The sequence below is a fragment of the Williamsia sp. R60 genome (assembly GCF_054063855.1).
Genome location: NZ_JBSSGR010000002.1, coordinates 352,177 through 376,611 on the forward strand (window position 1 = coordinate 352,177; position 24,435 = coordinate 376,611).

Here is a 24,435-nt window from a genome sequence, read left to right on the forward strand (position 1 = left end):
CCCCCAGCCCTCGAACCCCTTTCATCAAGTCTACCAACAGAACCGGACATTGTCGAACATGTGTTCGAATTTGACTAGTCTGGATTAATCCAGACTTTGTGTTCGTCTGCAGGTGCTGCAACACCTGCAAACGAACACAAGCCCTGCGTTTGATTGCGCTACACCGCGGCGAACTCTCGCAGCTACGAACAGCGTTGCGCTACAACCGTTATCGGATCGACCTACCGCACCACATCGAAGACCTGCTTCTGGATGCCGTTGCCGTACACCTCGTGCTCGACCAGGTTGAGCTTGGTGGTGTCTTTGTCCGACTCACTGAACAGGCGCTTGCCGGCTCCGAGAAGGAGTGGGAACACCAGAAGGTGGTAGCGATCTACAAGACCCGCGTCGGCAAGGCTGCGCCCGAGGGTTGCACTGCCGTGCACGGCGATCGGGCCACCTTCGGTCTCTTTGAGTGCCGCCACATCGTCAACCGACCGCAGGATCGTGGCCGGCCAACGTGGGTCGTCTTTCTGCAGTGTTGTGGAGACGACGTATCGGGGCATCGCGTTGTACTCGGCGAACTCGTCCATGGTCGGCCAGATCGGAGCGAACGCCTCGTACGACGTGCGGCCCAGCAGTAGTGCTGTGGTCTCCTCCTGCTCGCGCCCCTTGATCTCGTAGGCAGCTTCGTCGAACTCGACATCTTTGAAGGTCCACCCCGAATTGCGATACCCGGGCTCGCCGCCCGGTCCTTCCATGACACCGTCCAGCGAGACGAATGCGGTGACGATCAATGTGCGCATGACAAACCTCCGTGATGGGTGGTGCCTCGGCCCGTGCCGAAGTTGTTCTCATCCCTACGTCGAACGAGAAAACCGGAAATCGACACGAATTGCAGAGGAATCACGCGAGAAGAGACACGCGGCGCCGGTGCACCCCTTGCTCCGCCGTCGTGTTCGCCAGCGAATTAAGAATGCCTCGACAATACTGAGGTGGTGAAAGCGTCAAATCAGCCTGAGGTCGAGGTGTATCGGTTGTGGGACTGGTCCGGCCTGATCGGCTTGTGCGCCGGTGTGGTGGCGGCCGGCGCATGGTTTGTCACCGACAACGGGCACCAGCGTGCTCCGGCGGAGGCCGCTGGCCAGTACCAGTCGGTGGACACACCCGACGTGATCTGGTGGCTGCCCTATATCTTCGGGGCCGTCTTCGGGCTGGCAGGACTGGTGGTGCAAGGCCTTCTCGAGCGGGCGAACACGGTGGTGACCCCACGAATACGCGATGGTCTGCTCATCGCGGGGTGCACGGCCGGAGGCGCTGGGGCCGCGGGTGCGGTCTGGCTCATTCCCCAGCAGTTGGTGTTCCAGGACACCGCGGGCCATGGCACCACCCTGTCGCGGGGGGTGGTCTTCGTCGCGCTGCCGTTGCTCGGTGTGCTCGTCGGCACAGCCTTGGCCGCGCGTCGGCATCGCACCGCATCTACGACGTCGATGACCAAGACGCCGTCGATGGCCCACTGAGAGTCGCAAAAAGGTTTCAGGCTCCACGCTTTTCGGCGTACTGACGCAGGTTCTCAACCTGGGCCGGATCGAGGGACGGCCGAACCTTGTCCTGCGCCACTCCGACGTCCTCGGCGGTGACGATGGCTGCGTCGATGTTCCGCCGCATCGCGGCCAGAGCAGCCTCTCGGAGCAATGCGGCGCAGTCGGCGGCCGAGTATCCGTCCAGCTCCGCGGCCAGCTCGTCGAGGTCGATGTCTTCTGCCAGTGGCACCGACTTGCTCGACGTCCGCAGGATCGCAGCGCGGGCATCGGCGTCGGGCGGTGGCACGAACACGAGCCGCTCCAGACGGCCGGGACGCAGCAGCGCTGGATCAATGAGATCGGGACGGTTGGTCGCGCCGAGGACCACCACATCCCGTAGGGGTTCGACACCGTCGAGTTCGGTGAGCAGCGCGGCGACCACCCGATCGCCGACGCCTGAGTCCGACGACTGACCGCGGCGTGGGGCCAGGGCGTCGATCTCGTCGAGGAAGATGAGCGATGGCGCCGACTCGCGTGCCCTGTCGAACAGGTCGCGGACTGCCTTCTCCGATGAACCGACCCATTTGTCCATCAGCTCAGCACCTTTGACGCTGTGCACGCTCAGTTGTCCGGACGCGGCGAGCGCGCGCACCACAAATGTTTTGCCGCATCCGGGAGGACCGTAGAGCAGCACACCGCGGGGTGGGTCGACGCCGAGCCGGGTGAAGGTGTCGGGGTGCTGTAGCGGCCAGAGCACGGCCTCGGTGAGCGCCTGTTTGGTCTCCACCATGTCGCCGACCTCGTCCAGCGTCAGGCTGCCGACCGCGACCTCGGGCGATGCCGACCTGGACACCGGCCGGATCACCTCCAGTGCGCCCAGCAGATCGGCCTCGATGAGCGTAGGTGGCTCGCCGTCGCGGGCGCTGCGGGCAGCTGCCCGCAGCGCGGCCTCGCGGGTGAGCGCGGCAAGGTCGGCGGCGACGAAACCCGGTGTGCGAGCGCTGATCGCGCCGAGGTCGATGGTTCCGATGGGCACGGACTCCAGGAGCGCGCCGAGGAGACCTCGCCGGATCTTGTTGTCGGGCAATCCGATCGACAGCTCGCGGTCGCAGAGATCGGGATCGCGGAGCCGTTGGTCGAGGTTTTCGGGCGCCGAACTGGTGCAGATCAGAGCCACCCGGTCGGCGGTGATCGCCGTGCGTAAGGCGTCGAGGATGAGCGCTGAGACGGGGTCTGCCTCGGCGGGCAGCAGCGCCTCGACATCGCTGATGAGCAACACCGCGCCCGTGTCGGACGCTGCCGACACCAGTTGGCTCACCGCATCTTTGACAGCAGCGAGCCGCCCGGATGCCTCGAGCGCGCCGGTGACCGGGCCGTCGAGGTACACGAGCGCTCGGCCGGCGCACACGGCCCGGGCGACGGTTGCCTTACCCACCCCGGGTGGGCCGGTGAGCACCACACCGAGTCGGGCTTGCGCGCCGAGGGCGGTGAGCAGTTCCGGGTTGTCGAGGGCGAGGCCGAGCCATTCGGTCAGCTTGTCCACCTGGGCGTCGACGCCGACGAGTTCGTCGACGGTTCGAGCCGGGGGAGCAGTGCTGACGGTCGCCTTGGCCGGTGTGTGCCGGGTGGATGCACTGGTGGCCGCCTCGGCGGTGGTCGGCAGTCCGACGCTCTTGTCCGCCCACAGCACCGCGGTGTTCGGTTGCACGCTCACCGGGCCGGATGGGTCGGCGTCCACCACGGTGAGCAGTTCGTTGGTCCAGGTGATGCCCACCGACCTCGCCAGCGAACGAGTGGCGTCGGACGTCGCGAAATCGGGTCCGAGGTCGCGCGGCAAGAGCGACACCACATCCCCGGCCGACACCACCTTTCCGAGGAGTGCACGCCGCAGGGTGGTCTCGTCCACCGAATCGGCGGTCAGCCGCGAACCGCGCACCATCACGCGGGTGGCGCCGTGCACCACCACGGGGGACAACACCACCGGGGCGTCGGACTTCAGGCCCGCGTTGGACAGCGTCAGCTCGTCGAGCAGCGCGATGCCGGTGGGAGCGGACGCATCGGTGGCTGCGATCACCGCGCCGGTGGTACGCGAGCCGATCACGGCCACTCCATCCCACTCGCGCAGGGCCAACGCGGCCAGAACCTCCGGATGCACCCTGACGATGCCGCGGCGCGCCTCGGCCGCCGAGAGGTTGAGCCGGGCGGTCAGCGTCAATTGCGGAGACGCGGCAGATGTGGGAGTCACAGGGCAAAACTACCGTCTGCGGCGTTCGGCGCGGGCTGGTGCTCGCTACCCGTTACTGGTCGCCGGGGCGGCGCAGGCCCAGACGGGCCGACGATTTGGTCGGCCTGCCGCGCCGCACTTGCCGGATGGCGCGTCGTTCGGCCCGGCGTTCCCGAGGGTGGAAGTCCCAGGTCTCCGGTCGGCTGGCCACCCATCGCTTGGTGCGCCAGGCAAACGGAATGTGCAGCAGGTAGAGACCGATCGCCACCACCATGAGCAGATACGGGTAGGTCAGCAACGCGGCGGCGAACAGGGCCACCCCGATGAGCACCAGCACCAACGCATTCGGCGGCACCGCGTACGACTTGAGTGATGCGGTCGGCAGGCGACTGACGGCCAGCAGTGCAGTGATGGTCATCCATGTGCCGACGGTGGCATCCGAGGTCCACCATCCCATTCCGAATTGCTCTTCGAGGGCGATGGGCAACATCGCGATGAGAGCGGCGGCGGGAGCGGGCACACCCACGAAGAAGTCCTTGGTGTACTGCGGTGTGTCGTCTTCGTCGATCAGGGTGTTGAACCGCGCCAACCTCAAAACGATTGCGCAGCAATAGATCAGCGACAGCAGCCATCCCACGTCGTTGCCCTCGAGCAGGAGGACGTAGAGGGTCAGCGCGGGGGCCACCCCGAAGTTGATGGCGTCGGCGAGAGAATCCAGTTCGGCGCCGATACGCGTAGTCGCCCCCAGCAAGCGGGCCACCCGGCCGTCGAGGCCGTCGAGGAGTGCCGCAGCTGCGATCATGGCAACGCACAGGTGGATTCGGCCATCGAGAGCGAACTTGGTGGCCGATAGGCCGGCGCAGATGGCAAGGACGGTGAGCGCAGACGGAACGAGGAGCTTGCCGGTGTTCAGCGTTCCCGCGCGGCTGGGGCGGCGGCGCCGCCTCGGACTACCTGCGGGTACCACCCGGCTGCCGGAACGTCGGCCCGCGTCCTTGCGACCCGGGTCCTTTCGGAAGGGTTCCTTGCGAACGGACTCTTTCATCCCAGCTGCGCCAACACGGTCTCCGCGCCGACGGCGCGTTGGCCCACGGCGACGAGCGGTCGGGTGCCATCGGGCAGGTAGACGTCCACACGAGATCCGAACCGGATCAAGCCGTAGGTGTCGCCGAGCGACACCGGGTCGTCGGGGCGGGCCTCACACACGATGCGCCTGGCGATGAGCCCGGCGATCTGCACCACCACCAACTCGGCGCCGTCGGCGGTGCGGATCAGCATGGAGTTGCGCTCGTTCTCGGCGCTTGCATCGGGGAGGTCGGCGCTGACGAACTTGCCCGGCCGGTATTCGACCGACTCGACCGTGCCGGCGATCGGGATCCGTTGCACGTGTACGTCGAAGATCGAGAGGAAGATCGACACGCGTGGTCGGGGAGTGTCGCCCAGCCCGAGCTCGTGCGGTGGCGCGGCATGGTCCACCAACGCGACCTGCCCGTCGGCCGGTGCGACCACAGCTCCGGCAGCGTTCGGGGGCACCCGGCTCGGGTGACGGAAGAACGCGGCGGTGGCGAGTGTGGCTGCGGTTGCCGGTGTCCGGATCCAGCCGTGGCGTCGGCCGACGAGGGCCACGGCGGCGCCCGCCGCCACGAACGGCACACCGGCCCGGTGGATCGGTGGCACGGTTTCCCGCACGAGGTCGGCAAAATGTGCCAGGCGGGTCACACTCTCGGGTTCAGTAGGTCTGGGTCGTCTGGCCATGGCCGCCATTGTCGCAGGTGCTCATCGGTGAGCTGTCCTCCAGGATCAGCACTTCGACGTCGGCGCCGGTCTCGACCCTGTCGGTGTCCGCCGCGATGTCGAGCAACGCGTTTGCCGATGCCATGAATGCCAGGTGATGTGAACCCGGTGGCCCGATGGGTCGCACCGAGGCGACACCGTCGGCGATCGTGAGTTCACCCCTGCGGAACTGGCGTTTGCCTCTCGGGGAGGTGATCGGTTCGGTGACCGACGCGGTGGTGGTGCGCCGTGAGGCGGGCAGGCCCATGGCTGCGCGCAGGGCCGGCCGGACGAACACCTCGAAGGACACCTGAGCGCTCACCGGATTGCCGGGCAGGGTGATGATCGGGACAGCAGTGCCCCCCGAACTCGTATAGGTGCCGCAACCCTGCGGCATGCCTGGCTGCATGGCCACCTTGGCGAACTCCACCCCGTGACCGACCAGCGCATCCTTGACAACCTCGTACGCGCCGGCGCTGACGCCGCCGGAGGTGATGATGAGGTCGACGGCGGTACCGTCCGCGCCGTCGACGTACTCGTCGAGTCGTGCCCGGAACTGGTCGACGGCATCGGGCACGAAATGCACCTGTTCGGAGATCGCCCCGGCCTCGATGGCCGCGGCAGTCAGCATCGCGCCGTTGGACTCGTAGATCTGTCCGTATTGCAGCGGCGTCCCCGCGGGCACCAGCTCACTTCCGGTCGACAGGACCAGCACCCGCAGCGGCGCGAACACGGCGACCTCGGCGATACCGAGCGCGGCCAGCAACCCCAACTGCGGTGCGTGCAGAACGCGCCCGGACGAGAGGGCACGGGTCCCTGCACCGATATCGGAACCGGCGGCGCGGATGGCGGCTCCGGCCGGGACCGGCGCGTTGATCCTCACCTCGGAAACGCCGCCGTCGGTGAGCTCCACCTGGATCACCGCGTCCGCTCCGGCCGGCACGGGTGCTCCGGTCATGATGCGGTGGGCCGTGCCAGGAGAGAGGGTGAGCTGATCGGTTCGGCCTGCCGGGATGTCTTCTGCGACAGGCAGGATGACGGGATCGGTCTCCGTCGCGTGCGCGATGTCCGAGGCGATGACGGCGTAGCCGTCCATCGCCGAGTTGTCGAAGCCGGGCAGTGTGACCCCGGCGACGACATCGTCGGCGAGCACCCTGCCGAGGGCGGCTGCGGCAGGCACGGTGACAGGCCGGGGCTCGGCGAACAAGGCTGCGACGATGGCCTGGTGTTCCTCGACTGTGCGCATCAGGCGTCCACCGTGTACGTGGCGAGGAACAGGGCAAGGGACAGTGCGGTTTTCGAGATCTCGTCGGGATCCACACTCTCGTTGGGCGCATGGATCCGGCAATTCGGTTCCTCGACGCCGAGTAGTGCAATCTCGGCTCTGGGGCAGATTTCCGAGAGCACCGTACACAGGGGTATCGATCCACCCTGACCGGAATGGACCACCTCGGCCCGGTATGCCTTGCCCATCGCCTCGGTGAGCGCCTTGTACCCAGGGCCCGAGGTGTCGGCAGCGAACGGCGCCCCGGTCATCACGGTGTCGACCTGCACCTTGGCGTGCCACGGAATGTGTTTGTGCAGATGACCTTCCAGTGCCAACGCGGCCACACCGGGATTCACGCCGGGTGGCACACGCAGGTTGAGCATCGCCGAGGCGCGGGGATTGATGGCGGCCACGCAGTCGTCGGTGTTCGGTGCGTCCAAACCGATCACCGTCACCGCCGGCCGCGCCCACACCATCTCTGCAGGGGTGCCCGAGCCGAGGATGTCCACACCATCGAGCGTTGTGGAGTCGGAGCGGAACTGCAGAGGATCGTAGGTTGCGCCGGGCCAGGATTGACTGGCGGGCAGCCCGTCGATCGTGGTGTTGCCGTCCGCATCTCGCAGGGTCGCCAACCCGGCGATGAGTGCGGCAAGCGCGTCGGGGGCCGCGCCGCCGAACTGTCCCGCATGCACTTCCGATGCGAGGGTCTCGACCGAGACCTTCACGCCCGCGACCCCACGCAGGCTGGTGGTGAGCGTGGGTACACCCGGGGCCACGTTTCCGGTGTCGCAGATCAGGATCATGTCCGCATCGAAGAGGTCTGGCTGCCTGCGGGCGAGTTGATCCAGACCCTCGCCGCCGGCTTCTTCCGAGCCCTCGATCACCACTCGAATCCCCAACGCCGGCAGCGCCGCAAATGAGCGCAGCGCGGTGAGGATGGCGACGACGTTGCCCTTGCAGTCCGCCGCACCTCGCCCGAACCAGCGACCGTCGCGAGTGGTGAGTGCAAACGGCGGCGAGTTCCAGAGATCTTCGGGGCCGGCCGGCTGCACGTCGTGGTGTGAATACAGCAAGACGGTCGGCGATCCCGGCGGGCCGGGGCGATGACCGATCACTGCCTGACTGCCGTCGACGGTGTCGTACACCTGAGTCTCGATCCCGGCGTCGGCGAACGCTCCGCGAACCCAGGCAGCGCTGGCCCGGCAGTCATCCCGTTTGTCGGGGTCGATGTGCACAGACGGCAACGACACGAGGTCGGCGAGGTCGGAGTGAGCGCGCGACATCAGGCCGGTCACACGTTTGGACAGGGTCGAGTACTGCGTCGAGAGCTGGTCGGCCATGGTGCCAAGCATGCCGGAAGGACCACCACGACCGCCAGAAAAGTCGAGTTCGGCATGATCGGGCCGCGCTGTGAGAATTGTCGGACCTGCCGGCTCCCGCGTGCGATCGACCGTAGGCAGGACTAGGTTTCTCAGGTATGGCCGAAGGGTTGCTGCTCGACATCGACGGGGTGCTCGTCACCTCGTGGAAAGCCCTGCCCGGCGCCGTCGAAGCCCTCGAGGAGATCGCCGATACCGGTCTGCCTCGAATGTTCTTGACCAATACCACATCCAAGTCGCGAGCGCAGATCGCCGAGGCGCTCACCGACGTGGGATTCAAGGTGCGCGACGACGAGATCGTGACTGCCGCCGTGTTGACGGCCGAGTACCTGCGCACCAAACACCCCGGTAAGCGGGTTGTGGTGTTCAACGAGGGCGCGGTCAACGAGGACATGGCAGGGGTGAACCTCGTCGACGACGACCCCGAAGTGGTGGTCTTCGGGGGCGCGGGCCCGTCGTGCACCCACGAGCTGATGTCGAGAGCCCTGGGCTGGATGATCGAAGGCGTACCGACCATCGCCATGCACCGGTCGCTCACGTGGTCGACCAGCAGCGGACCGAAGATCGACACCGGGGTGTACCTCGAAGGCCTCCAGAAGGCCACCGGAAAGAAGATCCGCGCGATCGGCAAACCGTCACCGCTGGGCTTTCGTTCGGCCGTGGAGATGCTCGGCGTCGGTGATCCGGGCGGGGTGGTGATGGTGGGCGACGACATGTACAGCGATGTGCTGGGCGCCCAGAAGACCGCGATCACCGGCGTGTTGGTTCGGACCGGCAAATTCCTGCCCGAACAACTCGACGCCCTGGTCAAAGACGAGTTCGGGCAGGTCCCCGATCACGTCATCGACTCGATCGCGGACCTGCCCGCACTGCTGAAGAAACTGTAGTGCGCTAGCGCACCGACGCCTTGATCTTGCCCAGCGTCTGCTGCATCCCGTCGGTGAGCTCGGCGTCGAACGACTTCTCGCCGCCGAATGCCAGGTTGATCAGCGTCGACGACACCTTGGTGGTGCCGTTGGGTGCCTCACGACGTTCGGTGAGCTCCACGCCGTCCTCGGTGGGGGTGATGGTGAAGCTCCACACGCTGTTGTTCTCGTTGATCTTGTACGCGATCTCCTTGTTCGGTTCGAACCGGACCACCTTTGCGGTGGTCGGCCAGACCAGCAGACCGCGTTTGTTCACGTTGACAGTCTTGGTGCCGAGAGTGACGGGGCCGCCCCCGCGGACCACGACCTTGCGGCATTGCGGGCTCCACTCGCCCATCCGCTTCAGGTCGGACACCACTTTCCACACCTGCTCAGGTGTGGCCTTGATGTGAGTGGACGCTTCGAGCAGTGGGGCAGCCATGGAACTCCTGTCAATGAACGTTGTCACTATCCGATCAGGATCTTGTCATAGTCCGCGATCTGATTCGACAGTGTTCGGAGATGTTCGGACGCACCGCCGAGGGTGTGCTCGATGGCGAGCAGCCGGCTCACGTAGTGCCCGACCGGGTACTCGGCGGTGATGCCGATACCGCCGTGCATCTGGATGGCCTCCTGCCCGATCTTGCGGGCGGAACGGCAGATCTGCAGTTTAGCCCGCGACGCGACGATCGGGTTGACGTCGCCGTCGGCCAGGGTGACCGTGGCGTAGAGACCCATGCTGCGAGCCTGCTCGAGGAGTACGTACATGTCGGCGGCACGCTGGGTCAGGGTCTGGAACTTCGCCAGTGGTACGCCGAACTGCTTGCGCTGCTTGAGGTATTCGGTGGTGAACCGCAGCGATTCCTCCATGGCGCCGACGGCCTCGGCGCACAGTGCGACCTGCGTGACCACTTCCGAACGCACCAGCGCCGCGGCCACATCACCCTCGGCCAGTCGGGTGGCGGGAGCCTCCTGTAGTTCCACCTGGGCACCACGCCGCATGTCGTGCGTACGGAACGGAGTGCGAGATACGCCGGTCGCGGTGGCGTCCACCAGGAACAGGCCGATCTCGCCCTGCCCTTGGCCCTGGGCGTCGATGCGGGCGGTCACCACCAGGACGTCGGCGCAATCGCCGTGCAACACAGGGTTTTTACGGCCGGTGAGGACGTACCCGTCTCCCGATGCCGTGGCGGTGGTACTGACAGCCGCGCTCGGCCACCGGTCGCCCGGTTCGGTGTGCGCGAATGCCGCGAGGAGTTCACCGGAGGCGAGTTGTGGCAGGTACTGGGCACGTTGTTCCGCGCTGCCGGTCTCGGCGATGAGTCCGCCGGGCACGTACACCGCGTCGAGCACGGGCTCTGGTGCAAGACTGCGACCGATCTCGCCGAGTACGGCCGCAACCTCTTCGGGTCCGGCGCCCATGCCCCCGTCGTCCTCGCTGAACGGGAGACCGAGAATGCCGATCTCCGCCAACGACTTCCACACGTCCCGGCTCCAGCCGAGGTCGGTGGCGGTGACCTCGCGCAGCTTCTCGATGTCGTAGAACTTGGTCAGGACGTCATGCGCGGTGTCGCGCAGCATCGTCTGTTCCTCGTTGAGTTCAAAATCCATGGTGAAGGCAGTCCTTCGTTAGTTGGTGCCGCGAGCGCTCGACGTCGGCATCAGGGATGAAGTCCGTAGATGGGGATCGTGGTCAGAGGCCGAGGATGGAGGACGCGATGATGGTTCGCTGGACCTCGGACGAGCCGCTGTAGATCGAGACCTTGCGGTGGTTGAGGTACGTCGGAACGGTTTCTTGCGCCCAGTGCGGGGAGCCGATGTCCGCCGCGTCCACAGCCAGTGAGTCGACTCCCGCGAGGTCGGCCAGGATCTCGGTGGACGCCTGTTGCAGCTCGCTACCGCGGAGCTTCAAGACCGAGGAGACTGGATCGGGCTTGCCGTCTGCCGACGATGCCACTACCCGCAACTGCGTCAATTCCAGTGCGAGCAACTCGTTTTCGAGTTCGGCCAGGCGCGCGGCGAACAGGGGATCCTCCAACAGGGTGCCGTCGCCGACGGGTGTCTTCGCGGCCAGCTCCTTGGCCAGCGCGAGGCGGTTCTTGGTGATGCCCACCCGGGTGACACCTGTTCGCTCGTTGCCGAGCAGGAACTTCGCGTATCCCCAGCCCGCGTTCTCTTCGCCGACCAGGTTCTCCACCGGCACCCGGACGTTCTCGAAGAAGACCTCGTTCACCTCGAAGCCGCCGTCGACCAATTGGATCGGCCTGACGGTGATGCCCTCGGTCTTCATGTCGATGAGCAGGAAGCTGATCCCCGCCTGGCGTTTCGGAGCATCGGGGTTGGTGCGTACCAGCGCGAAGATCCAGTCGGCGTACTGGGCCATGGTGGTCCACGTCTTCTGACCGTTGACCACGTAGTGGTCGCCGTCGCGAACCGCACGGGTCTTGAGCGATGCCAGGTCAGATCCCGCCTCGGGCTCGGAGAACCCCTGGCACCACCAGATGTCGAGATTGGCTGTGGCGGGGAGGAAACGCTCCTTGATCTCCTGCGAGCCGAAGTTGGCTATCACCGGGCCGACCATGTCGGTGTTGAACGCGAGGGGTTCGGGCACCGAGGCGAGGTTCATCTCGTTCTGCCAGATGTGTTTCTGTACGGGACTCCAGTCGCGGCCGCCCCATTCGGAAGGCCACTTCGGCACTGCCAGACCGTGCTCGTTCAGGATCCGCTGAACCGTGATCATGTCGTCGGGGAAGTTCAGCGTGCCCGCGGCGGTCCGCTCGCGGATCTCCTTGGGGATCTCGGTGGTGAAGAAGGTCCGCATTTCCTCGCGGAAGGCAACTTCGTCGTCGCTCAATTTGAGGTGCATTGTTCCTTGATACTCCCGATCGTGTGCGTGCGTAAGGAACTCCGGCATGGTCCAACGCAATTTTTTCTCGCGGCGCCACAGAGTTTTACTCGTCGGTCAAACAAAGCCGATTCTAGCTGATGAATGGTGTCGTGCCAAGGGCGAAGCTTGAGGACTGGAGGGCGTGGCGGTGACGTAAAATCGCGACCATGGCCAAAGTTCGGCAACGATCGGGTGCTGCGCCGTCCCGTCGCAGCAACGGAAACCGTCCGAGCGATGACCTACTCCTCGACGCAGCGCGAGATGTGTTCCACGCCAACGGCTATCACGCAACCTCCATGGAGGCCATCGCGCAGCAGGCCGATGCCACCAAGCCGACGCTCTACTCCCACTTCGGCAGCAAGGAGCAGCTCTACCGGGCGTGCCTGGTCCGTGAGGCCGACAAACTTCGCGAGTGGTTGTTCGCGGCGTACGAGTCCGCCTCGGGATTGTCGATGGAGGAGCAGGTCAAGGCTGACATGGTGGCCTTCTTCCGCTATGCGTCAGAGCATCCTGCCGGCTTCGGGCTGCTCTTCGGTGATGTCACCTCCGGGCCCAATGCGGAGATCCGCGACGAGCTCGTGCTGAGCATCTCGGGGCAGATCGCCATGCGCATTCGTGCCTACTACACGTTGCGGGCTCTGCCCGCGCCCGAGCAGAGCGCCGAGCTCCTCGCCTCGATACTGGCCGGCATCGCCATCCACGGCGGCCGGCAGGCCCTTGCCCTCGAACTCCCGCCCCACGAGGTCGGGCTCTTTGCCACGGCGCTCGCACACGCGGGCCTCAAACATCTCGCACCTGTTCAGATGGAGAACATCGACCGCGTGGCGAGCGGCTCGCGCACGCGTTGACGTCTCGCGCACCGATTCGAACCGGTGCGCGGCACCCGAGACGGTGCGCCGCAGCCCGGATTACCTCCGCGTTACGGCGGTGAGGCTTGAGCAGCGCAGTGTTATTCCCTGGATAACCACCGGGAAACAGGCGGCTTCTGTACTGGAACACGCAGCCGAGTTCGGCTCTCGCCCATCGGCAATGTCGCCGAGGCGGCCTCAATCTTCGCCAGCCAGGAGACGCCATGTCCGATATCGATCAGACCATTGCCGAGAATATCAAGAAGTCTTTGGCTGAGATCCCGCATCCGTCGTTGCCGAAGGGCAGCAACATTTATGGGGGGACGAAGTTGTTCCCGGATTATCAGGCCGAGAACGGGGAAACGTACTTCACGTTGGTCCATGGGATTGCTCATGAGTCCTCGGTGAGTTTTGTGGCGGTGTTGCAGGCGACGCGGGCGTTGCGGAAGGGGTTTGAGTCGGCGTTGTATTTTTATGGCCCGGGTTCGATCAACTGTCTGGCCACGCGTGGTTTTCCGACGACGGGTGATTCGGGTTTTCCGGGTGAGCAGAACATCAATGATTCGTTGGGGACGTTCATCGGTGAGGGTGGGACGGTGTATTGCTGTCGGTTCGGGTTGGCACTTCATGGTGGTCGTGAGGAGGATTTGATCGAGGGTGTGATTCCGGCTCATCCGCTTGATGTGCAGGATGCGTTGATTCATTACGCCCGTAAGGGTGCCATCATCAACTCCACCTACATGGTCTGAGGGCAATCCGATATGCCTGAATCGGAGACGGAGCGCAGCGGAGCTCGACCAGGATCACCGACGGAGCGGAGCGGAGCTCGACCGGAATCAGCGTTGACGGCCCGCGTGGATCTTGCGTTGCTCGGAGTGCGGGGTTCGTTGCCGGTCAGGCGTTCGGCCGGAGCGGGTCCCAGCGACGACGGTCATCTCGTCATCAACGGGATCAACGCAGCGATTCCGCGGAACCCGTTGAGTCCGTACGTCCTTGAGGGTGACCAAATCCTTCTGGATGGTTCGTCCGAAAACCTGGGACTGGATGTGTCGGCCATCGATCGACCGGCGTTCTACGACCTCCGCACCGATTCGGGCACGGAGTACGAGAAGATCGCCAAACTGCATGGCCGGGACGTCCTGGCGAGCACGGTCATGCAGACCTGCATCCGCTACGACCCGGCGCAGCGGTGTCGCTTCTGCACCATCGAGGAATCGCTGCGTGCGGGAGCCACCGTGGCCGTGAAGAAGCCGGCTGAACTCGCCGAGGTCGCCGAAGCGGCGGTGCGCCTGGACGGGGTGAAGCAGATGGTGATGACCACCGGTACGTCTGCGGCCGGAGACCGTGGTGCCAAGCACCTGGCGCGGTGTGTGCGTGCGGTCAAAGCGGTTGTCCCACAACTACCCATTCAGGTGCAGTGTGAACCTCCGGGCGACCTGGCGACGCTCACGGAACTGCGTGAAGCCGGCGCGGAGTCGATCGGCATCCACATCGAGTCCCTCGACGACGCGGTTCGCGCACAATGGATGCCGGGAAAGGCCACGGTGTCCATCGGCGAGTACCGAGCCGCATGGGCCGAGGCGGTGCGGGTGTTCGGCCGTAATCAGGTGTCCACCTACCTCCTCATCGGGCTCGGTGAAGATCCCGACGAACTGGTCGACGGCGCACGCGAATTGATCGAGATGGGCGTGTATCCCTTTGTGGTGCCGTTCCGTCCACACCCGGGTTCACTTGCAGTCGATGTGGACTTCGCGCAGGCTCCGCGGGCGGACGTGGTCGAAGCCGTCACCCGGCGGGTTGCCAAGGAACTCACGGCTGCCGGCATGGCAGGTTCGGACCAGAAGGCGGGCTGTGCGGCCTGTGGCGCATGCAGTGTTCTTCAGAATGTGGGTGGTTGACGATGCGTACCGAAGCCAGGGATCTGTCCATACTCACCGGTCCACGGCGCGTCACCGCCCCCGGTGGGTTCATCATCCAACCTTCCGACACGACAGCACAACTGGCGTCCTACTGGGCTTTGCGTCACGACGCGTTCGTGCGTACCCAAGAACTCTTCACCCGTACCGATCACGATGATCTCGACGACGATCCGCGCACGGTGGTGTTGTGTGCGGTGGCCGACGACGGCACAGTACTCGGCGGCGTGCGTTTGGCCCCTGCCACCGCCGAGGACATCGGCTGGTGGACAGGAAGCAGACTGGTGGTACTTCCCGCCGATCAGGCACGTGGGGTCGGGCCTGCGCTGGTACGCGCGGCGTGCGCCTACGCCGAGAATGCAGGCGTGTTGCGGTTCGATGCGGCGGTGCAGGTGCGTTACCGCTCGATGTTCGCATCACTCGGGTGGGAGCACACCGGGGAGGTGGACGTCGCGGGTACCGCGCATGCGGCAATGCGCTGGCCGATCAACAAGATCGAGCGCCTGGTCGCGGGGACGAAGGCGATGCTCGCCGACGTGCTGGCGCCGTTGTCCGGTCATGCTTCCGGTCTGGGCCCCGCAGGCTTCCGAGGAGATGACGGCAGCCCTGTGCCCGGCACCGACATGATCGCCGCATGCGACGCCATCATCCCGTCGATGGTGGAGCGAGACCCCGAATGGGCCGGCTGGTGCGCAGTTCTCGTCAACCTCAACGATCTGTCGGCGATGGGTGCCACGCCCGTCGGATTGCTCGATGCGGTGGGGGCGCCGACCCGCTCACAGCTGACGCGCATCATCCGGGGAATGGCGAAAGCTGCTGAGGCGTGGAACGTCCCGGTACTCGGGGGTCACACACAGTCAGGGGTGCCGGCGTCGTTGTCGGTGACCGCGCTGGGCCGGACCGGCTCGCCGGTGCCGGCCGGAGGGGGGAGGGTGGGACACGCTCTACGTCTCACCACCGATGTGGGCGGCGGATGGCGCCGCGGTTACGCAGGGCAACAATGGGATTCGACGTCCTTTCGTGGGCCGGACGAACTCGAGCGGATGGGCACCTTCGTCCGGCGAGCCGCGCCGGCCGCGGCCAAGGACGTCAGTATGGCGGGTCTGGTCGGCACCACGGGAATGCTCGCCGAGGCCAGCGGCACAGGAGCGATACTCGACGTCGCTGCCATACCGCGGCCGGCAGGTGTCACGGTGGGGGAATGGGTCACCGCGTTCCCCGGCTTCGCGATGATCACCGCCGATGATCCGGGGCGGTCGATACCCGATGCCGGACCGGCGATCTCGGCGACGTGTGGTCGGTTGACCGACACCCCAGGTGTCGGTCTGCGCTGGCCGGACGGTGCCGTCACGAGCGCCGTGCACAGCACTGTGACCGGGTTGGGAGAAGCATGAGTCAGAGTACAAACCACCGACACATCGAGCCGAGGTCCTGACCCATGCCTGAGATGACCTTCACCGTGCGCTGGCCGAACGGAACCGAACAGCAGTGCTATTCGCCGTCTTTGGTGATGCATGATCACCTCGAGGTGGGTGGGCGTTACCCCGTAGCGGAGTTCGTCAGCCTCACCACACGTGCCCTCACCGAGGCGAGTGACCGGGTACGTGCAAAGTTCGGGTTCGCATGCACGTCGGCTGCCGCGCAGATGTCGGAGATCCGAGCGGTGTCGCGCCGCATGCCCGACGGTGCTGTCGAGGTGCTCGCGATGACCGGTGCTGATCTCATCGAGCCCAAGAGCGCCGGCCGATGACTTCGGCGAGCATTATGCCCACATCTGCCGCGGTTCACTAGTCTTCTCCCATGCCACCCATTCGCGTTGCCGCACTGGCAGCCCACTTCGGTCGGGACGTCGAACGTGCGGTGAGCAAGATCGTCGGCATCATCGAAGCGGCCTCTCGAGACAACGTCGATCTGCTTGTGCTGCCCGACGCGTCACTCGGCGGCTACATCGGTGATCTTCGGGCACCGGATGTGGATCACCTCCCTCCTGCGGTGGCCATCGACGGACCGGAGATGGCTCGAATCGCTGAGGCCGCAGGACCGATGACGGTGTGCGTCGGATACACCGAAGACGTTGACGGCCAACGCTACAACGCGGCCGCGTGCCTGTCCGGCGACGGCGTACTCGGTGTGCACCGCAAAGTTCATCAGCCTGCAGGCGAGTCGCTGGCGTACTCCGCAGGCGATCACTTCGGGGCGTTCGACACCCCGGTCGGGCGAATTGGGATGCTGATCGACTACGACAAGACGTTTCCCGAGGCCGCGCGCACCTTGGCGCTCGACGGTGCCCGGATCATCGCCGCGCTGTCGGCCTGGCCCGCCAGCGTGACCGACCGTGCCTCACGGCTTCCCAACGACCGGCAGTCGCGTCTGTTCGACCTGTACGACGCAGCGCGCGCCGCCGAGAATCAGGTGGTGCTGGTCTCGTCGAATCAAACGGGAGTGATGGGCAAGTTGCGATTCCTCGGCCAGGCAAAGGTTGTCGGCCCCGGCGGGGAAGTGCTCGCCAAGACGTGGGCGAAAGGCGGAATGGCGGTGTGCGACATCGACATCGATGCGGAGGTCGACAGGGCGCGCCGTGTGCTGCATCATCTCCGGGAACGTCGCGTGGACACCTACTGGCGGGACGAGTCGTGACGTCGGCATGGGCCGGCGAGCGACCGCCGAGAATCTCCCTCGTGACCTACTCGACCAAGCCTCGCGGTGGTGTTGTGCACACCCTCAATCTCGCGGAGGCACTGGCGCATGCGGGCGCGGAGGTCACGGTCTGGTCATTGGCCAGGGGTGGCGATCCAGGGTTCTTCCGACCGGTGGATCCGGCTGTCACGGTGCGTCTGGCCCGCTTCACCGATCGCGACGGCGACACCGTCACCGACCGGATCGTGCGGTCGATCGACGTGCTACGAGCCGAATTCGACCGGGACGCAGCCGATATCGTGCACGCGCAGGACTGCATCAGCGCGAATGCGGTCGGACGGTGCATCCGCACCATTCACCATCTCGACCAGTTCACCACCCCGGTTCTCACGGCATGCCACGAAAAGGCGATCGTCGAACCCTATGCGCGGATCTGTGTGTCGGCAGCGGTCGCACGGGAGGTTCACGAAGGTTGGGGATACCAGCCGGTTGTCATCCCGAACGGCGTTCAGTCCGCCCGGTTCGCGGCGGCCGCAGGTGACTCGTCCGAAGCCGTGGCCAGGCGCGCCCGCTGGCGATCGCGGCTGGGCCGGTACGTGCTCGCGGTCGGGGGCATCGAGCCGCGCAAGGGCAGCATCGACCTGCTCGACGCCCATGCGCTGATGGTTCGCGAGCAGCCCGATCTGAAACTCGTGTTCGCCGGGGGAGAGACCCTGTTCGACTACCGGGGTTACCGCGAGGAGTTCGACCAGCGGATGACGGATCTGGGTATCTCACCAATCGTGCTCGGCCCTGTCGACGACAACGAGTTGCCCGCACTGGTGGCCGAGGCGTCGGTCTTCGCCTTCCCATCCACCAAGGAAGGGTTCGGGCTGGCGGCGATGGAAGCGCTCGCGGCCGGGACCCCGGTCGTCACACGCGACCTACCCGTGCTCCACGAAGTGTTCGGCGACACGGTTCGTTACGCCGCCACACCTGCCGATCTGGCATCGGAGCTGAGCGCCGCGCTCACACCCGATCGGAGCCGCGTGGCCCGTGGCCGCACCCTTGCGGCCGACTTGACCTGGGAGCATGCGGCCAGAGCGCACCTCGAGTTCTATCGGCGACACGGCTGACCGTCGACTACGCCGGGCCGTCTGCGGGGATCGGTGCCGGCCCGGGTCAGTGCCCGCCGAAGGAGAACCGGCGTCGTCGGCGACTCTTCGGTGATTCGGGAACGGTCATCGACTGGAAGTAGTCGACCATCGCGACCAATGCCCTGCGTTCCTCGGCGTCGTTGCGGGTCGGCCCTTCGCCGACAGTGATCGCGACCGGTGTGCCGCGATGGATGTCGAGCTCGTCCCAGCACAGCGCCAGACAGTTCGCATTCACCCGGCGTCGGTCGACCACCAGCATGATCTTGGTGTCGAACTCCGAGGTCTTCCAGGAGATCTTCTCAGCAGCGTCGAATGTCAGCGTTCCGGCTGATTCGAAGTCCTGTAGATACATCGGGCACTTTCCGTGGCTGGCAGTTACCCCATCGAGGGTAACCACCGGCGGTCACAGTGTCCGGGAAAAGTAAACCCTCTCGAACCCGTCCACGGTGGCGCGGTGGGTCTCCCGGAAACCCCGCCGTGGGTAGTACTGCAGGTTCTCGGTCATTGCCACGTTCGTGTGGAGCCGTAATTCATCGAGTCCACACGAGCGCGCGTGGTCGGCGGCGAACTCCAGCAGCTGCGAACCCACCCCCAGTCCGCGTGCCGATGGTGAGACGGCGAGATTGTCGAGCAACAGGTGGTCGTCTTTCGCCGTCAACGCGATGGTGCCCACGGCATCGCCGTCACGGTCGGCCACCCACACCGAGCCTTGTCCGATCAATGACGTGAAGTCGGTCGACATCGGCCCGGGTCGTGCGCCGATCCGCTCGATGTAGGGCTCGAAGGACACCGCGATCAACTGCGTCAACACGTCGGCATCGTCGGGCCGGGCCGGACGGATCATCGTCATGAGAACAGTGTGCCAACACCGGAGGGGCCGGAAAAGCAGTTGCGTCGCTCGCCTACATCCCGCACACTCGATCACGTTCTGTTCCCGGCAGTGAGGAATGCAGTGAAGACAGTCGACGGCCCCGCGTCCTAGCGCGCCGACGTGTCTCGACCGCTGCTATCAAACGGTCATCGAGTTGGTGCGTCTTCCACCACTCACCCTTGGGAGCCACATGCGCCCGAACACCGAATCAGCTGTTGTCCTACGTGAGATCTCTTTCGACTGGCCCGACGGCACGCCCGCCCTGTCCGACGTCACGGCGACCTTCGGGCATGGCCGCACCGGACTCATCGGTGCCAACGGCAGCGGCAAGTCGACGTTGCTCGGGCTCATCGCCGGGCAGATGACACCCACGTCGGGATCGATCGACGTGGTCGGCGAAACCTCCTATCTGCCACAGACTCTGACACTCCAGGTGCACAGTACGATCGCCGATCTGCTGGGCATCAGTGCCCGGGTCGATGCACTGAGGGCGATCGAGGCGGGAGACACCTCCCCTGAACTCTTCGACGTCCTGGGAGATGCCTGGGACATCGACACCCGTGCCGAACATGCGCTGCGCCAAGCGGGCCTGCAAGGCATCGAACTGGGCCGCGAGGTGGGCACGTTGTCGGGCGGTGAGTCGATGCTCGTTGCCATCGCCGGTTTGTGGTTGGCGGCTGCACCCATCACTTTGTTGGACGAGCCGACCAACAACCTCGACCGTGATGCCCGCCGGCGTTTGTACGACATGGTGCGCGCCTGGCCCGGCACGTTGTTGGTGGTCTCGCATGACCCGGCGTTGCTCGAGCTGATGGACACCACCGCTGAGTTGCGGGAGAACCGGATCACCCTGTTCGGCGGCCCGCTCAGTGAGTACCGCGAATACGTCCGAGATCGTCAGGAGGCGGCTCGCCGGGATCTGCGGGTGGCCGAACAGAAACTGAAAACCGAACAGCGACAACGGGTCGAGGCCGAAACCAAACTCGCCCGCCGGGCCCGGTCCGGCCGGAAAGACGCCACAGACGGGAATCTGCCGAAGATACTGTTGGGCAAACGCAAACGCGCTGCCGAGAACACCGCCGGCCGGGTTCGGACACAGGCCGCCGACAAGGTGCGCGAAGCCCGCGAGGCCGTTGACGCGGCGAATGAGTCCATCCGCGATGATCGCCACATTCGCATCGAGCTGCCAGATCCGGATGTGCCCGTCGGCCGGCGCCTGGCCGAGATCCGTTCGGCTACCGAGACCATCGTCATCCAAGGTCCCGAACGTGTGGCCATCACCGGGCCCAACGGAGCGGGCAAGACAACGCTGCTGCGGACGTTGTGGGGAGTCGAGCCGGCCGTCGGCGATGCCCACATGGTGGCTCACACGGATCGGATCGGTTATCTGGCGCAGCGTCTGGACGACCTCGATCCGTCCGAGAGCGTCCTCGACACAGTCAGCGCCGCCGTCCCGGGCGTCGATCCGGAAACGATCCGCGGGCGCCTCGCCCAATTCCTCCTCCGCGGGCACGCTGTGGAACGGCTGATCGGCGACCTGTCCGGAGGCGAGCGCTTCCGGGTTGCCTTGGCGCGGTTGCTCCTTGCGTCACCACCCATTCAATTGCTGGTGATGGACGAGCCGACCAACAATCTCGACATGGACAGCGTCGACCAGCTCGTCGAGGCGTTGTCGGGCTTTCATGGGGGGCTACTCGTGGTCAGTCACGACGAAGAATTTCTGTCCCGGCTCGGGGTCACCCGGTCGTTGTCGTTGCGATCGGGAGACGTCACCTCCGCCGGGGACCTCAGCGTGCCGTAGACCACCAATCCTGCAACAAGGGCCCAGAACGCCGAACCGATACCCAGGGCCGAAAAGCCCGCGGCCGCAACCACAAACGTCAGTACTGCCGCGATTCGCGAGTTCTCGTCCCGGAGACTGGTCGCCAATGCTGCGGCCAGGGTGTCCAGGAGCGCCAGTCCGGCAACGGTTTCCACCAAACCGGCCGGTGCGACGGCGACCAACGCCGTGATGGCCGCGGAACCGACGCCGAGGATGAGGTACATCGGGCTGCCGGTGGCGGCGGCGATCCAGCGCCGGCGGGGATCGGGATCTGCGCTCGGTGCGGCGGACAAGGCGGCGCTGATTGCCGCCAAGTTCGCTGCGTGCGCGCCTGCCGGTGCGGCGACAGCGGTACCGATGCCGGTTGTGAGCATTGCCGCGCGCCAAGGAATCTTATAGCCGAAGCTGGCCATCACCGCCGTGCCGGGGAGGTTCTGGGAGGCCATGGTGACGATGTAGAGCGGTATCGCGATACCGACGGCTGCCTGCCACGTCCATTCGGGCTGCACGAACTGCAATCGCGGGATGAGTGAGTCGGCAGACACCGCCTTGTCCGAGGTCATCAGGACAACTGCGATCACCGCCGCGGCCGTCGCAAACGCGGCCGGCACGGCCCAACGCTTGGCGTACCGGGTGAGCACCAGCCACACCACCACCACGGGCGCAATCGCCAGGGGTTCGTCGGCGAACGCGCGCACGGGCTCCAGGCACAGGGGCAGAACGATGCCCGCGAGCATCGCTTGGGCAATGGACACCGGAATCGCCTGTACAAACGAGCCGAGCCGCGGCCACAGACCGGTCGCCACCACCATCACCCCGACGAGGACGAAGGCCCCAATCGCCGCAGCGAAGCCTCCATTCGGGGCTGCCGTGCCGGCCAGCAGTGCGGCGCCGGGCGTCGACCATGCGAGCGTGATAGGCATCCGATATCGCAGGGACAAGAACGCGATCCCGATCGACATCACCAGGCACAGTGCGAACAACCCGGAGGCGGCTTGCTCGGAAGACGCACCGACCGCCCGCAATCCGGTGAGCACCACGGCAAACGAGCTGGTGAAACCGACAAGTGCGGTGACGACACCGGCGATCATCGGTTGTCCGTAGGACACGCGTGCCTCTCGATCCGGTGGGGACTGGGTAGGCCCATCGTAGGATGCGCCGCCCTGCGCGGCCGTTCACCCTGGCCCGACCGTGGGATGGGGTATCAATGGATTCATGCCCGAAGGTGACACCGTCCATCAGGCAGCCGGCCGGCTGCATCGCGCACTTGCCGGAAAAGTGTTGACGCGGTGCGATGTTCGGGTGCCGCGGTACGCAACCGTGGATCTCAGTGGCAGAACGGTCGATGAGGTGATCGCCCGCGGCAAACATCTGCTCATCCGTGTCGGTGACCGCACCGTACATTCGCATCTCAAGATGGAGGGTCGCTGGGACATCTACGCCAAAGGTGCGCGCTGGCGCCGGCCCGGATTCAAGGCTCGGATCATCCTCGAGACCGAGAAGGTGCAGGCCGTCGGTTTCGAACTGGGCAAACTGGAGATCTTGCGGCGCGATCACGAGGACGAGGCGGTGGGCCACCTGGGCCCCGACCTGCTGGGGCCCGATTGGAATGCGCAAACTGCCGTCGACAACCTGGCCGCCGACCTCAAGCGGCCGATCGGGCTGGCGCTGCTCGATCAGCGCAACCTGGCCGGCATCGGCAACGTTTTTCGCGTGGAGATGTGCTTTCTGAGGCGGGTACATCCGGCGGTTCCCACGGGCGAAGCAGGTGACTTGGCCGAGTGGGTCGACCTGGCCAAACAGCTACTCGAATACAACCGCACGCGGGCGAATCGGGTCACCAACGTCGATCGGAACGGCGAGCGATTCTGGGTCTACGGGCGCTCCGGCCGATCCTGCCGTCGCTGCGGCACCACGATCGAACGGGGAGATCTCGGTGGGAGCGCCGACCTCGACCGCGTCATCTACTGGTGTCCGACGTGTCAGCCGCCGCCGTGACGAGTTCAGCATCGCTCCCATACGCAGGTGGCGGGGAGGTCTGTCGCTCGGCTCGTGCACGCCAGATCGCCGCGCCCGCAGCCAGAATCACCATCGCCAGGACGAAGAGGCCGTAGCCGACAGCAGTGGATCGCAGGCCGACATGGATAACGGCGAACCCGGCGACGACGGCCGGAACGCTGAATGCGGTGTAACTCACGATGAACAGGGTGGAGAACACCTGACCGCGGGCGGCGGGGTCGGTGACCGCGATCAGCGTCGCCATCACGCCGACAAACGTTGCGCCGAAACCGAACCCGGCGACCACCGAACCGATGGCGTAGGCCGGAACGTTTGCCGTCAGCGTCGCGACGAGGGTGATGATCAGTCCGGAACCGAGTGTGCCCAGACCGACGGCCAGTTTGCGGTGGGCGCCCCACCCCGATGCGACGGCCGAGCCGAGTGCTCCTGATCCGAAGAACGCCCCGATCATCAGGCCGGCCACCATGTGGTTCTCCAGGCCGAGGATGCGCGCGACGATCGACGAACCCAGCGAAAGATAAAGGCCACCGAGGGACCACGTGGCGAACATGGCCGGGGTTGCTGCGAGAAACGCTCCGCGCACGGCAGGCGGCAGGCTCGCGTTGGGGCGCAGCACTCTCCACAGGTGGCGGCGGGAGGTGAAGCCGGTGCGAGGTGACGTCTCCGGGACGAACACGACGACCGCTGCGACGAGCACGAACGTGGCGACCAACAACAGGAACACCAGCTCGCGAGGCATCGGCGCGTACTGAACGAGAATCCCCGCCCCGACGGCGCCGAGGGCCAATCCGCCCGGAGGAGAAGCGGCGCTGGCGATCGAACCCGCCCGTGGGGTGGGCTGCAGATCGACCAGGGCAGCGCTCAGTGTGCCGGTGATGGCCCCGGCAGCAAGACCCTGCAGAACTCTGGCGGCGATCAACATCGGAACGCCGTCAGCAAAGGCGAACATCAGCATCGAACCGGTCAGGACCGCAAGCGCACCGAGTATCACCGGTCGTCGGCCCACGTGATCGGACAGTGATCCGACGGTGAGCAGGCCCGCGAGCAGCGCAATGACGTAGACGGCGAAGATCACGGTGAGTGTGAACGACGAAAAGCCCCACAGCTCTTGATAAACCGGATACAGCGGTGAGGGAGCGGCGGCACCGAACATCACGGCGATGGTGGTGACGATGATCAGCCGAAACGCTGCCTTCGAACCCAGGGTGGGTCGGTGCATGACATCTCCCAACAGTTAAAGCAACGATGT

The 24,435-nt window shown here is 65.6% G+C and carries 24 protein-coding genes; 11 read left to right on the plus strand and 13 right to left on the minus strand.

Going from position 1 to position 24,435, the window contains the following annotated elements; genetic code table 11:
* Positions 1 to 221: 221 nt before the first annotated feature.
* Positions 222 to 785 (minus strand): dihydrofolate reductase family protein, encoded by a 564-nt coding sequence (locus tag ACVWY6_RS08495; protein WP_457537378.1) that lies wholly within the window; start codon positions 783 to 785, stop codon positions 222 to 224.
* A 189-nt stretch (positions 786 to 974) separates the two neighbouring features.
* Between ACVWY6_RS08495 and ACVWY6_RS08500 the strand changes: the two genes are divergently transcribed.
* Positions 975 to 1,499 (plus strand): hypothetical protein, encoded by a 525-nt coding sequence (locus tag ACVWY6_RS08500; RefSeq protein ID WP_457537380.1) that lies wholly within the window; start codon positions 975 to 977, stop codon positions 1,497 to 1,499.
* A gap of 16 nt (positions 1,500 to 1,515) precedes the next feature.
* Here ACVWY6_RS08500 and ACVWY6_RS08505 read toward each other — a convergent pair whose 3' ends face one another.
* From ACVWY6_RS08505 to ACVWY6_RS08525, 5 genes are read right to left on the minus strand one after another with little or no spacing between them, the layout of a single operon-like run.
* Positions 1,516 to 3,747 carry an AAA family ATPase gene (locus ACVWY6_RS08505; protein WP_457537382.1) on the minus strand — a complete coding sequence of 744 codons (2,232 nt, stop codon included), beginning with the start codon at positions 3,745 to 3,747 and terminating at the stop codon, positions 1,516 to 1,518.
* Between the two features lie 52 nt (positions 3,748 to 3,799).
* Positions 3,800 to 4,771, minus strand: a complete 972-nt coding sequence (locus ACVWY6_RS08510; RefSeq protein ID WP_457537384.1) for a CDP-alcohol phosphatidyltransferase family protein — start codon at positions 4,769 to 4,771, stop codon at positions 3,800 to 3,802.
* Positions 4,768 to 5,481 (minus strand): phosphatidylserine decarboxylase, encoded by a 714-nt coding sequence (locus tag ACVWY6_RS08515; RefSeq protein WP_457537385.1) that lies wholly within the window; start codon positions 5,479 to 5,481, stop codon positions 4,768 to 4,770. The genes ACVWY6_RS08510 and ACVWY6_RS08515 overlap by 4 nt, the downstream gene beginning before the upstream one ends.
* Positions 5,456 to 6,745 carry a molybdopterin molybdotransferase MoeA gene (gene moeA / locus ACVWY6_RS08520; RefSeq protein WP_457537387.1) on the minus strand — a complete coding sequence of 430 codons (1,290 nt, stop codon included), beginning with the start codon at positions 6,743 to 6,745 and terminating at the stop codon, positions 5,456 to 5,458. The genes ACVWY6_RS08515 and moeA overlap by 26 nt, the downstream gene beginning before the upstream one ends.
* Positions 6,745 to 8,106: a M20/M25/M40 family metallo-hydrolase gene (locus tag ACVWY6_RS08525; protein ID WP_457537388.1), complete on the minus strand. Its 1,362-nt coding sequence runs from the start codon at positions 8,104 to 8,106 to the stop codon at positions 6,745 to 6,747. Before ACVWY6_RS08525 ends, moeA begins: the two co-directional genes overlap by 1 nt.
* Before the next feature lie 137 nt (positions 8,107 to 8,243).
* Here ACVWY6_RS08525 and ACVWY6_RS08530 point away from each other — a divergent pair, with 137 nt between their 5' ends.
* On the plus strand, positions 8,244 to 9,032 hold the full coding sequence (locus tag ACVWY6_RS08530) for an HAD-IIA family hydrolase (protein ID WP_457537390.1): 789 nt from the start codon (positions 8,244 to 8,246) through the stop codon (positions 9,030 to 9,032).
* Positions 9,033 to 9,036: 4 nt separating this feature from the next.
* Here the strand turns inward: ACVWY6_RS08530 and ACVWY6_RS08535 are convergent, their stop codons facing one another.
* The 3 genes from ACVWY6_RS08535 to ACVWY6_RS08545 form a co-directional block, all read right to left on the minus strand.
* Positions 9,037 to 9,492, minus strand: coding sequence for an SRPBCC family protein (locus tag ACVWY6_RS08535; protein ID WP_023957098.1), 456 nt, complete (start codon positions 9,490 to 9,492; stop codon positions 9,037 to 9,039).
* Between the two features lie 26 nt (positions 9,493 to 9,518).
* Positions 9,519 to 10,661, minus strand: a complete 1,143-nt coding sequence (locus ACVWY6_RS08540) for an acyl-CoA dehydrogenase family protein (protein ID WP_457537392.1) — start codon at positions 10,659 to 10,661, stop codon at positions 9,519 to 9,521.
* 82 nt (positions 10,662 to 10,743) lie between these two features.
* A complete protein-coding gene (locus tag ACVWY6_RS08545) occupies positions 10,744 to 11,916 on the minus strand; it encodes an acyl-CoA dehydrogenase family protein (protein ID WP_457537393.1) in 1,173 nt (390 codons plus the stop codon).
* A 188-nt stretch (positions 11,917 to 12,104) separates the two neighbouring features.
* Between ACVWY6_RS08545 and ACVWY6_RS08550 the strand changes: the two genes are divergently transcribed.
* The 7 genes from ACVWY6_RS08550 (at position 12,105) to ACVWY6_RS08580 (ending at position 18,453) form a co-directional block, all read left to right on the plus strand.
* A complete protein-coding gene (locus ACVWY6_RS08550) occupies positions 12,105 to 12,785 on the plus strand; it encodes a TetR/AcrR family transcriptional regulator (protein ID WP_457537395.1) in 681 nt (226 codons plus the stop codon).
* A gap of 224 nt (positions 12,786 to 13,009) precedes the next feature.
* Positions 13,010 to 13,534 carry an MSMEG_0572/Sll0783 family nitrogen starvation response protein gene (locus ACVWY6_RS08555; protein WP_457537397.1) on the plus strand — a complete coding sequence of 175 codons (525 nt, stop codon included), beginning with the start codon at positions 13,010 to 13,012 and terminating at the stop codon, positions 13,532 to 13,534.
* 93 nt (positions 13,535 to 13,627) lie between these two features.
* Entirely contained in the window at positions 13,628 to 14,683 is a 1,056-nt protein-coding gene (locus ACVWY6_RS08560) for an MSMEG_0568 family radical SAM protein (protein WP_457537398.1), read from the plus strand.
* Positions 14,684 to 14,685: 2 nt separating this feature from the next.
* Positions 14,686 to 16,095, plus strand: coding sequence for an MSMEG_0567/sll0787 family protein (locus ACVWY6_RS08565; RefSeq protein ID WP_457537400.1), 1,410 nt, complete (start codon positions 14,686 to 14,688; stop codon positions 16,093 to 16,095).
* A gap of 44 nt (positions 16,096 to 16,139) precedes the next feature.
* Positions 16,140 to 16,451, plus strand: a complete 312-nt coding sequence (locus ACVWY6_RS08570) for an MSMEG_0570 family nitrogen starvation response protein (protein ID WP_457537402.1) — start codon at positions 16,140 to 16,142, stop codon at positions 16,449 to 16,451.
* Positions 16,452 to 16,501: 50 nt separating this feature from the next.
* On the plus strand, positions 16,502 to 17,338 hold the full coding sequence (locus ACVWY6_RS08575; protein WP_023957608.1) for a carbon-nitrogen hydrolase family protein: 837 nt from the start codon (positions 16,502 to 16,504) through the stop codon (positions 17,336 to 17,338).
* A 41-nt stretch (positions 17,339 to 17,379) separates the two neighbouring features.
* Complete coding sequence (locus ACVWY6_RS08580; RefSeq protein WP_457537404.1) at positions 17,380 to 18,453, plus strand: MSMEG_0565 family glycosyltransferase; 1,074 nt, start codon at positions 17,380 to 17,382, stop codon at positions 18,451 to 18,453.
* Positions 18,454 to 18,499: 46 nt separating this feature from the next.
* Here the strand turns inward: ACVWY6_RS08580 and ACVWY6_RS08585 are convergent, their stop codons facing one another.
* Both ACVWY6_RS08585 and ACVWY6_RS08590 read right to left on the minus strand, forming a co-directional pair.
* Positions 18,500 to 18,826: an HPr family phosphocarrier protein gene (locus ACVWY6_RS08585; RefSeq protein WP_023957604.1), complete on the minus strand. Its 327-nt coding sequence runs from the start codon at positions 18,824 to 18,826 to the stop codon at positions 18,500 to 18,502.
* Positions 18,827 to 18,877: 51 nt separating this feature from the next.
* Positions 18,878 to 19,324, minus strand: coding sequence for a GNAT family N-acetyltransferase (locus ACVWY6_RS08590; RefSeq protein WP_457537406.1), 447 nt, complete (start codon positions 19,322 to 19,324; stop codon positions 18,878 to 18,880).
* A gap of 211 nt (positions 19,325 to 19,535) precedes the next feature.
* On the opposite strand from ACVWY6_RS08590, the gene ACVWY6_RS08595 reads away from it, so the two are divergent.
* Positions 19,536 to 21,146, plus strand: a complete 1,611-nt coding sequence (locus ACVWY6_RS08595; protein ID WP_457537408.1) for an ABC-F family ATP-binding cassette domain-containing protein — start codon at positions 19,536 to 19,538, stop codon at positions 21,144 to 21,146.
* Here the strand turns inward: ACVWY6_RS08595 and ACVWY6_RS08600 are convergent.
* A complete protein-coding gene (locus ACVWY6_RS08600) occupies positions 21,050 to 22,258 on the minus strand; it encodes a benzoate/H(+) symporter BenE family transporter (RefSeq protein ID WP_457538552.1) in 1,209 nt (402 codons plus the stop codon). The genes ACVWY6_RS08595 and ACVWY6_RS08600 overlap by 97 nt on opposite strands.
* Positions 22,259 to 22,382: 124 nt before the next feature.
* Between ACVWY6_RS08600 and ACVWY6_RS08605 the strand changes: the two genes are divergently transcribed.
* Positions 22,383 to 23,165, plus strand: a complete 783-nt coding sequence (locus ACVWY6_RS08605) for a DNA-formamidopyrimidine glycosylase family protein (protein WP_457537409.1) — start codon at positions 22,383 to 22,385, stop codon at positions 23,163 to 23,165.
* Here ACVWY6_RS08605 and ACVWY6_RS08610 read toward each other — a convergent pair.
* Positions 23,128 to 24,405: an MFS transporter gene (locus tag ACVWY6_RS08610; RefSeq protein ID WP_457537411.1), complete on the minus strand. Its 1,278-nt coding sequence runs from the start codon at positions 24,403 to 24,405 to the stop codon at positions 23,128 to 23,130. The two genes, ACVWY6_RS08605 and ACVWY6_RS08610, sit on opposite strands and share 38 nt — an antisense overlap.
* Positions 24,406 to 24,435 lie beyond the last annotated feature (30 nt).

Coding starts and splice junctions, on each gene's coding strand:
- ACVWY6_RS08495 (WP_457537378.1), bottom strand. CDS start 785: ATGCGCACATTGATCGTCACCGCATTCGTCTCGCTGGACGGTGTCATG.
- ACVWY6_RS08510 (WP_457537384.1), bottom strand. CDS start 4,771: ATGAAAGAGTCCGTTCGCAAGGAACCCTTCCGAAAGGACCCGGGTCGC.
- ACVWY6_RS08515 (WP_457537385.1), bottom strand. CDS start 5,481: ATGGCCAGACGACCCAGACCTACTGAACCCGAGAGTGTGACCCGCCTG.
- moeA (WP_457537387.1), bottom strand. CDS start 6,745: ATGCGCACAGTCGAGGAACACCAGGCCATCGTCGCAGCCTTGTTCGCC.
- ACVWY6_RS08525 (WP_457537388.1), bottom strand. CDS start 8,106: ATGGCCGACCAGCTCTCGACGCAGTACTCGACCCTGTCCAAACGTGTG.
- ACVWY6_RS08530 (WP_457537390.1), top strand. CDS start 8,244: ATGGCCGAAGGGTTGCTGCTCGACATCGACGGGGTGCTCGTCACCTCG.
- ACVWY6_RS08535 (WP_023957098.1), bottom strand. CDS start 9,492: ATGGCTGCCCCACTGCTCGAAGCGTCCACTCACATCAAGGCCACACCT.
- ACVWY6_RS08540 (WP_457537392.1), bottom strand. CDS start 10,661: ATGGATTTTGAACTCAACGAGGAACAGACGATGCTGCGCGACACCGCG.
- ACVWY6_RS08545 (WP_457537393.1), bottom strand. CDS start 11,916: ATGCACCTCAAATTGAGCGACGACGAAGTTGCCTTCCGCGAGGAAATG.
- ACVWY6_RS08550 (WP_457537395.1), top strand. CDS start 12,105: ATGGCCAAAGTTCGGCAACGATCGGGTGCTGCGCCGTCCCGTCGCAGC.
- ACVWY6_RS08555 (WP_457537397.1), top strand. CDS start 13,010: ATGTCCGATATCGATCAGACCATTGCCGAGAATATCAAGAAGTCTTTG.
- ACVWY6_RS08565 (WP_457537400.1), top strand. CDS start 14,686: ATGCGTACCGAAGCCAGGGATCTGTCCATACTCACCGGTCCACGGCGC.
- ACVWY6_RS08570 (WP_457537402.1), top strand. CDS start 16,140: ATGCCTGAGATGACCTTCACCGTGCGCTGGCCGAACGGAACCGAACAG.
- ACVWY6_RS08575 (WP_023957608.1), top strand. CDS start 16,502: ATGCCACCCATTCGCGTTGCCGCACTGGCAGCCCACTTCGGTCGGGAC.
- ACVWY6_RS08585 (WP_023957604.1), bottom strand. CDS start 18,826: ATGTATCTACAGGACTTCGAATCAGCCGGAACGCTGACATTCGACGCT.
- ACVWY6_RS08590 (WP_457537406.1), bottom strand. CDS start 19,324: ATGACGATGATCCGTCCGGCCCGGCCCGACGATGCCGACGTGTTGACG.
- ACVWY6_RS08595 (WP_457537408.1), top strand. CDS start 19,536: ATGCGCCCGAACACCGAATCAGCTGTTGTCCTACGTGAGATCTCTTTC.
- ACVWY6_RS08600 (WP_457538552.1), bottom strand. CDS start 22,258: ATGATCGCCGGTGTCGTCACCGCACTTGTCGGTTTCACCAGCTCGTTT.
- ACVWY6_RS08605 (WP_457537409.1), top strand. CDS start 22,383: ATGCCCGAAGGTGACACCGTCCATCAGGCAGCCGGCCGGCTGCATCGC.
- ACVWY6_RS08610 (WP_457537411.1), bottom strand. CDS start 24,405: ATGCACCGACCCACCCTGGGTTCGAAGGCAGCGTTTCGGCTGATCATC.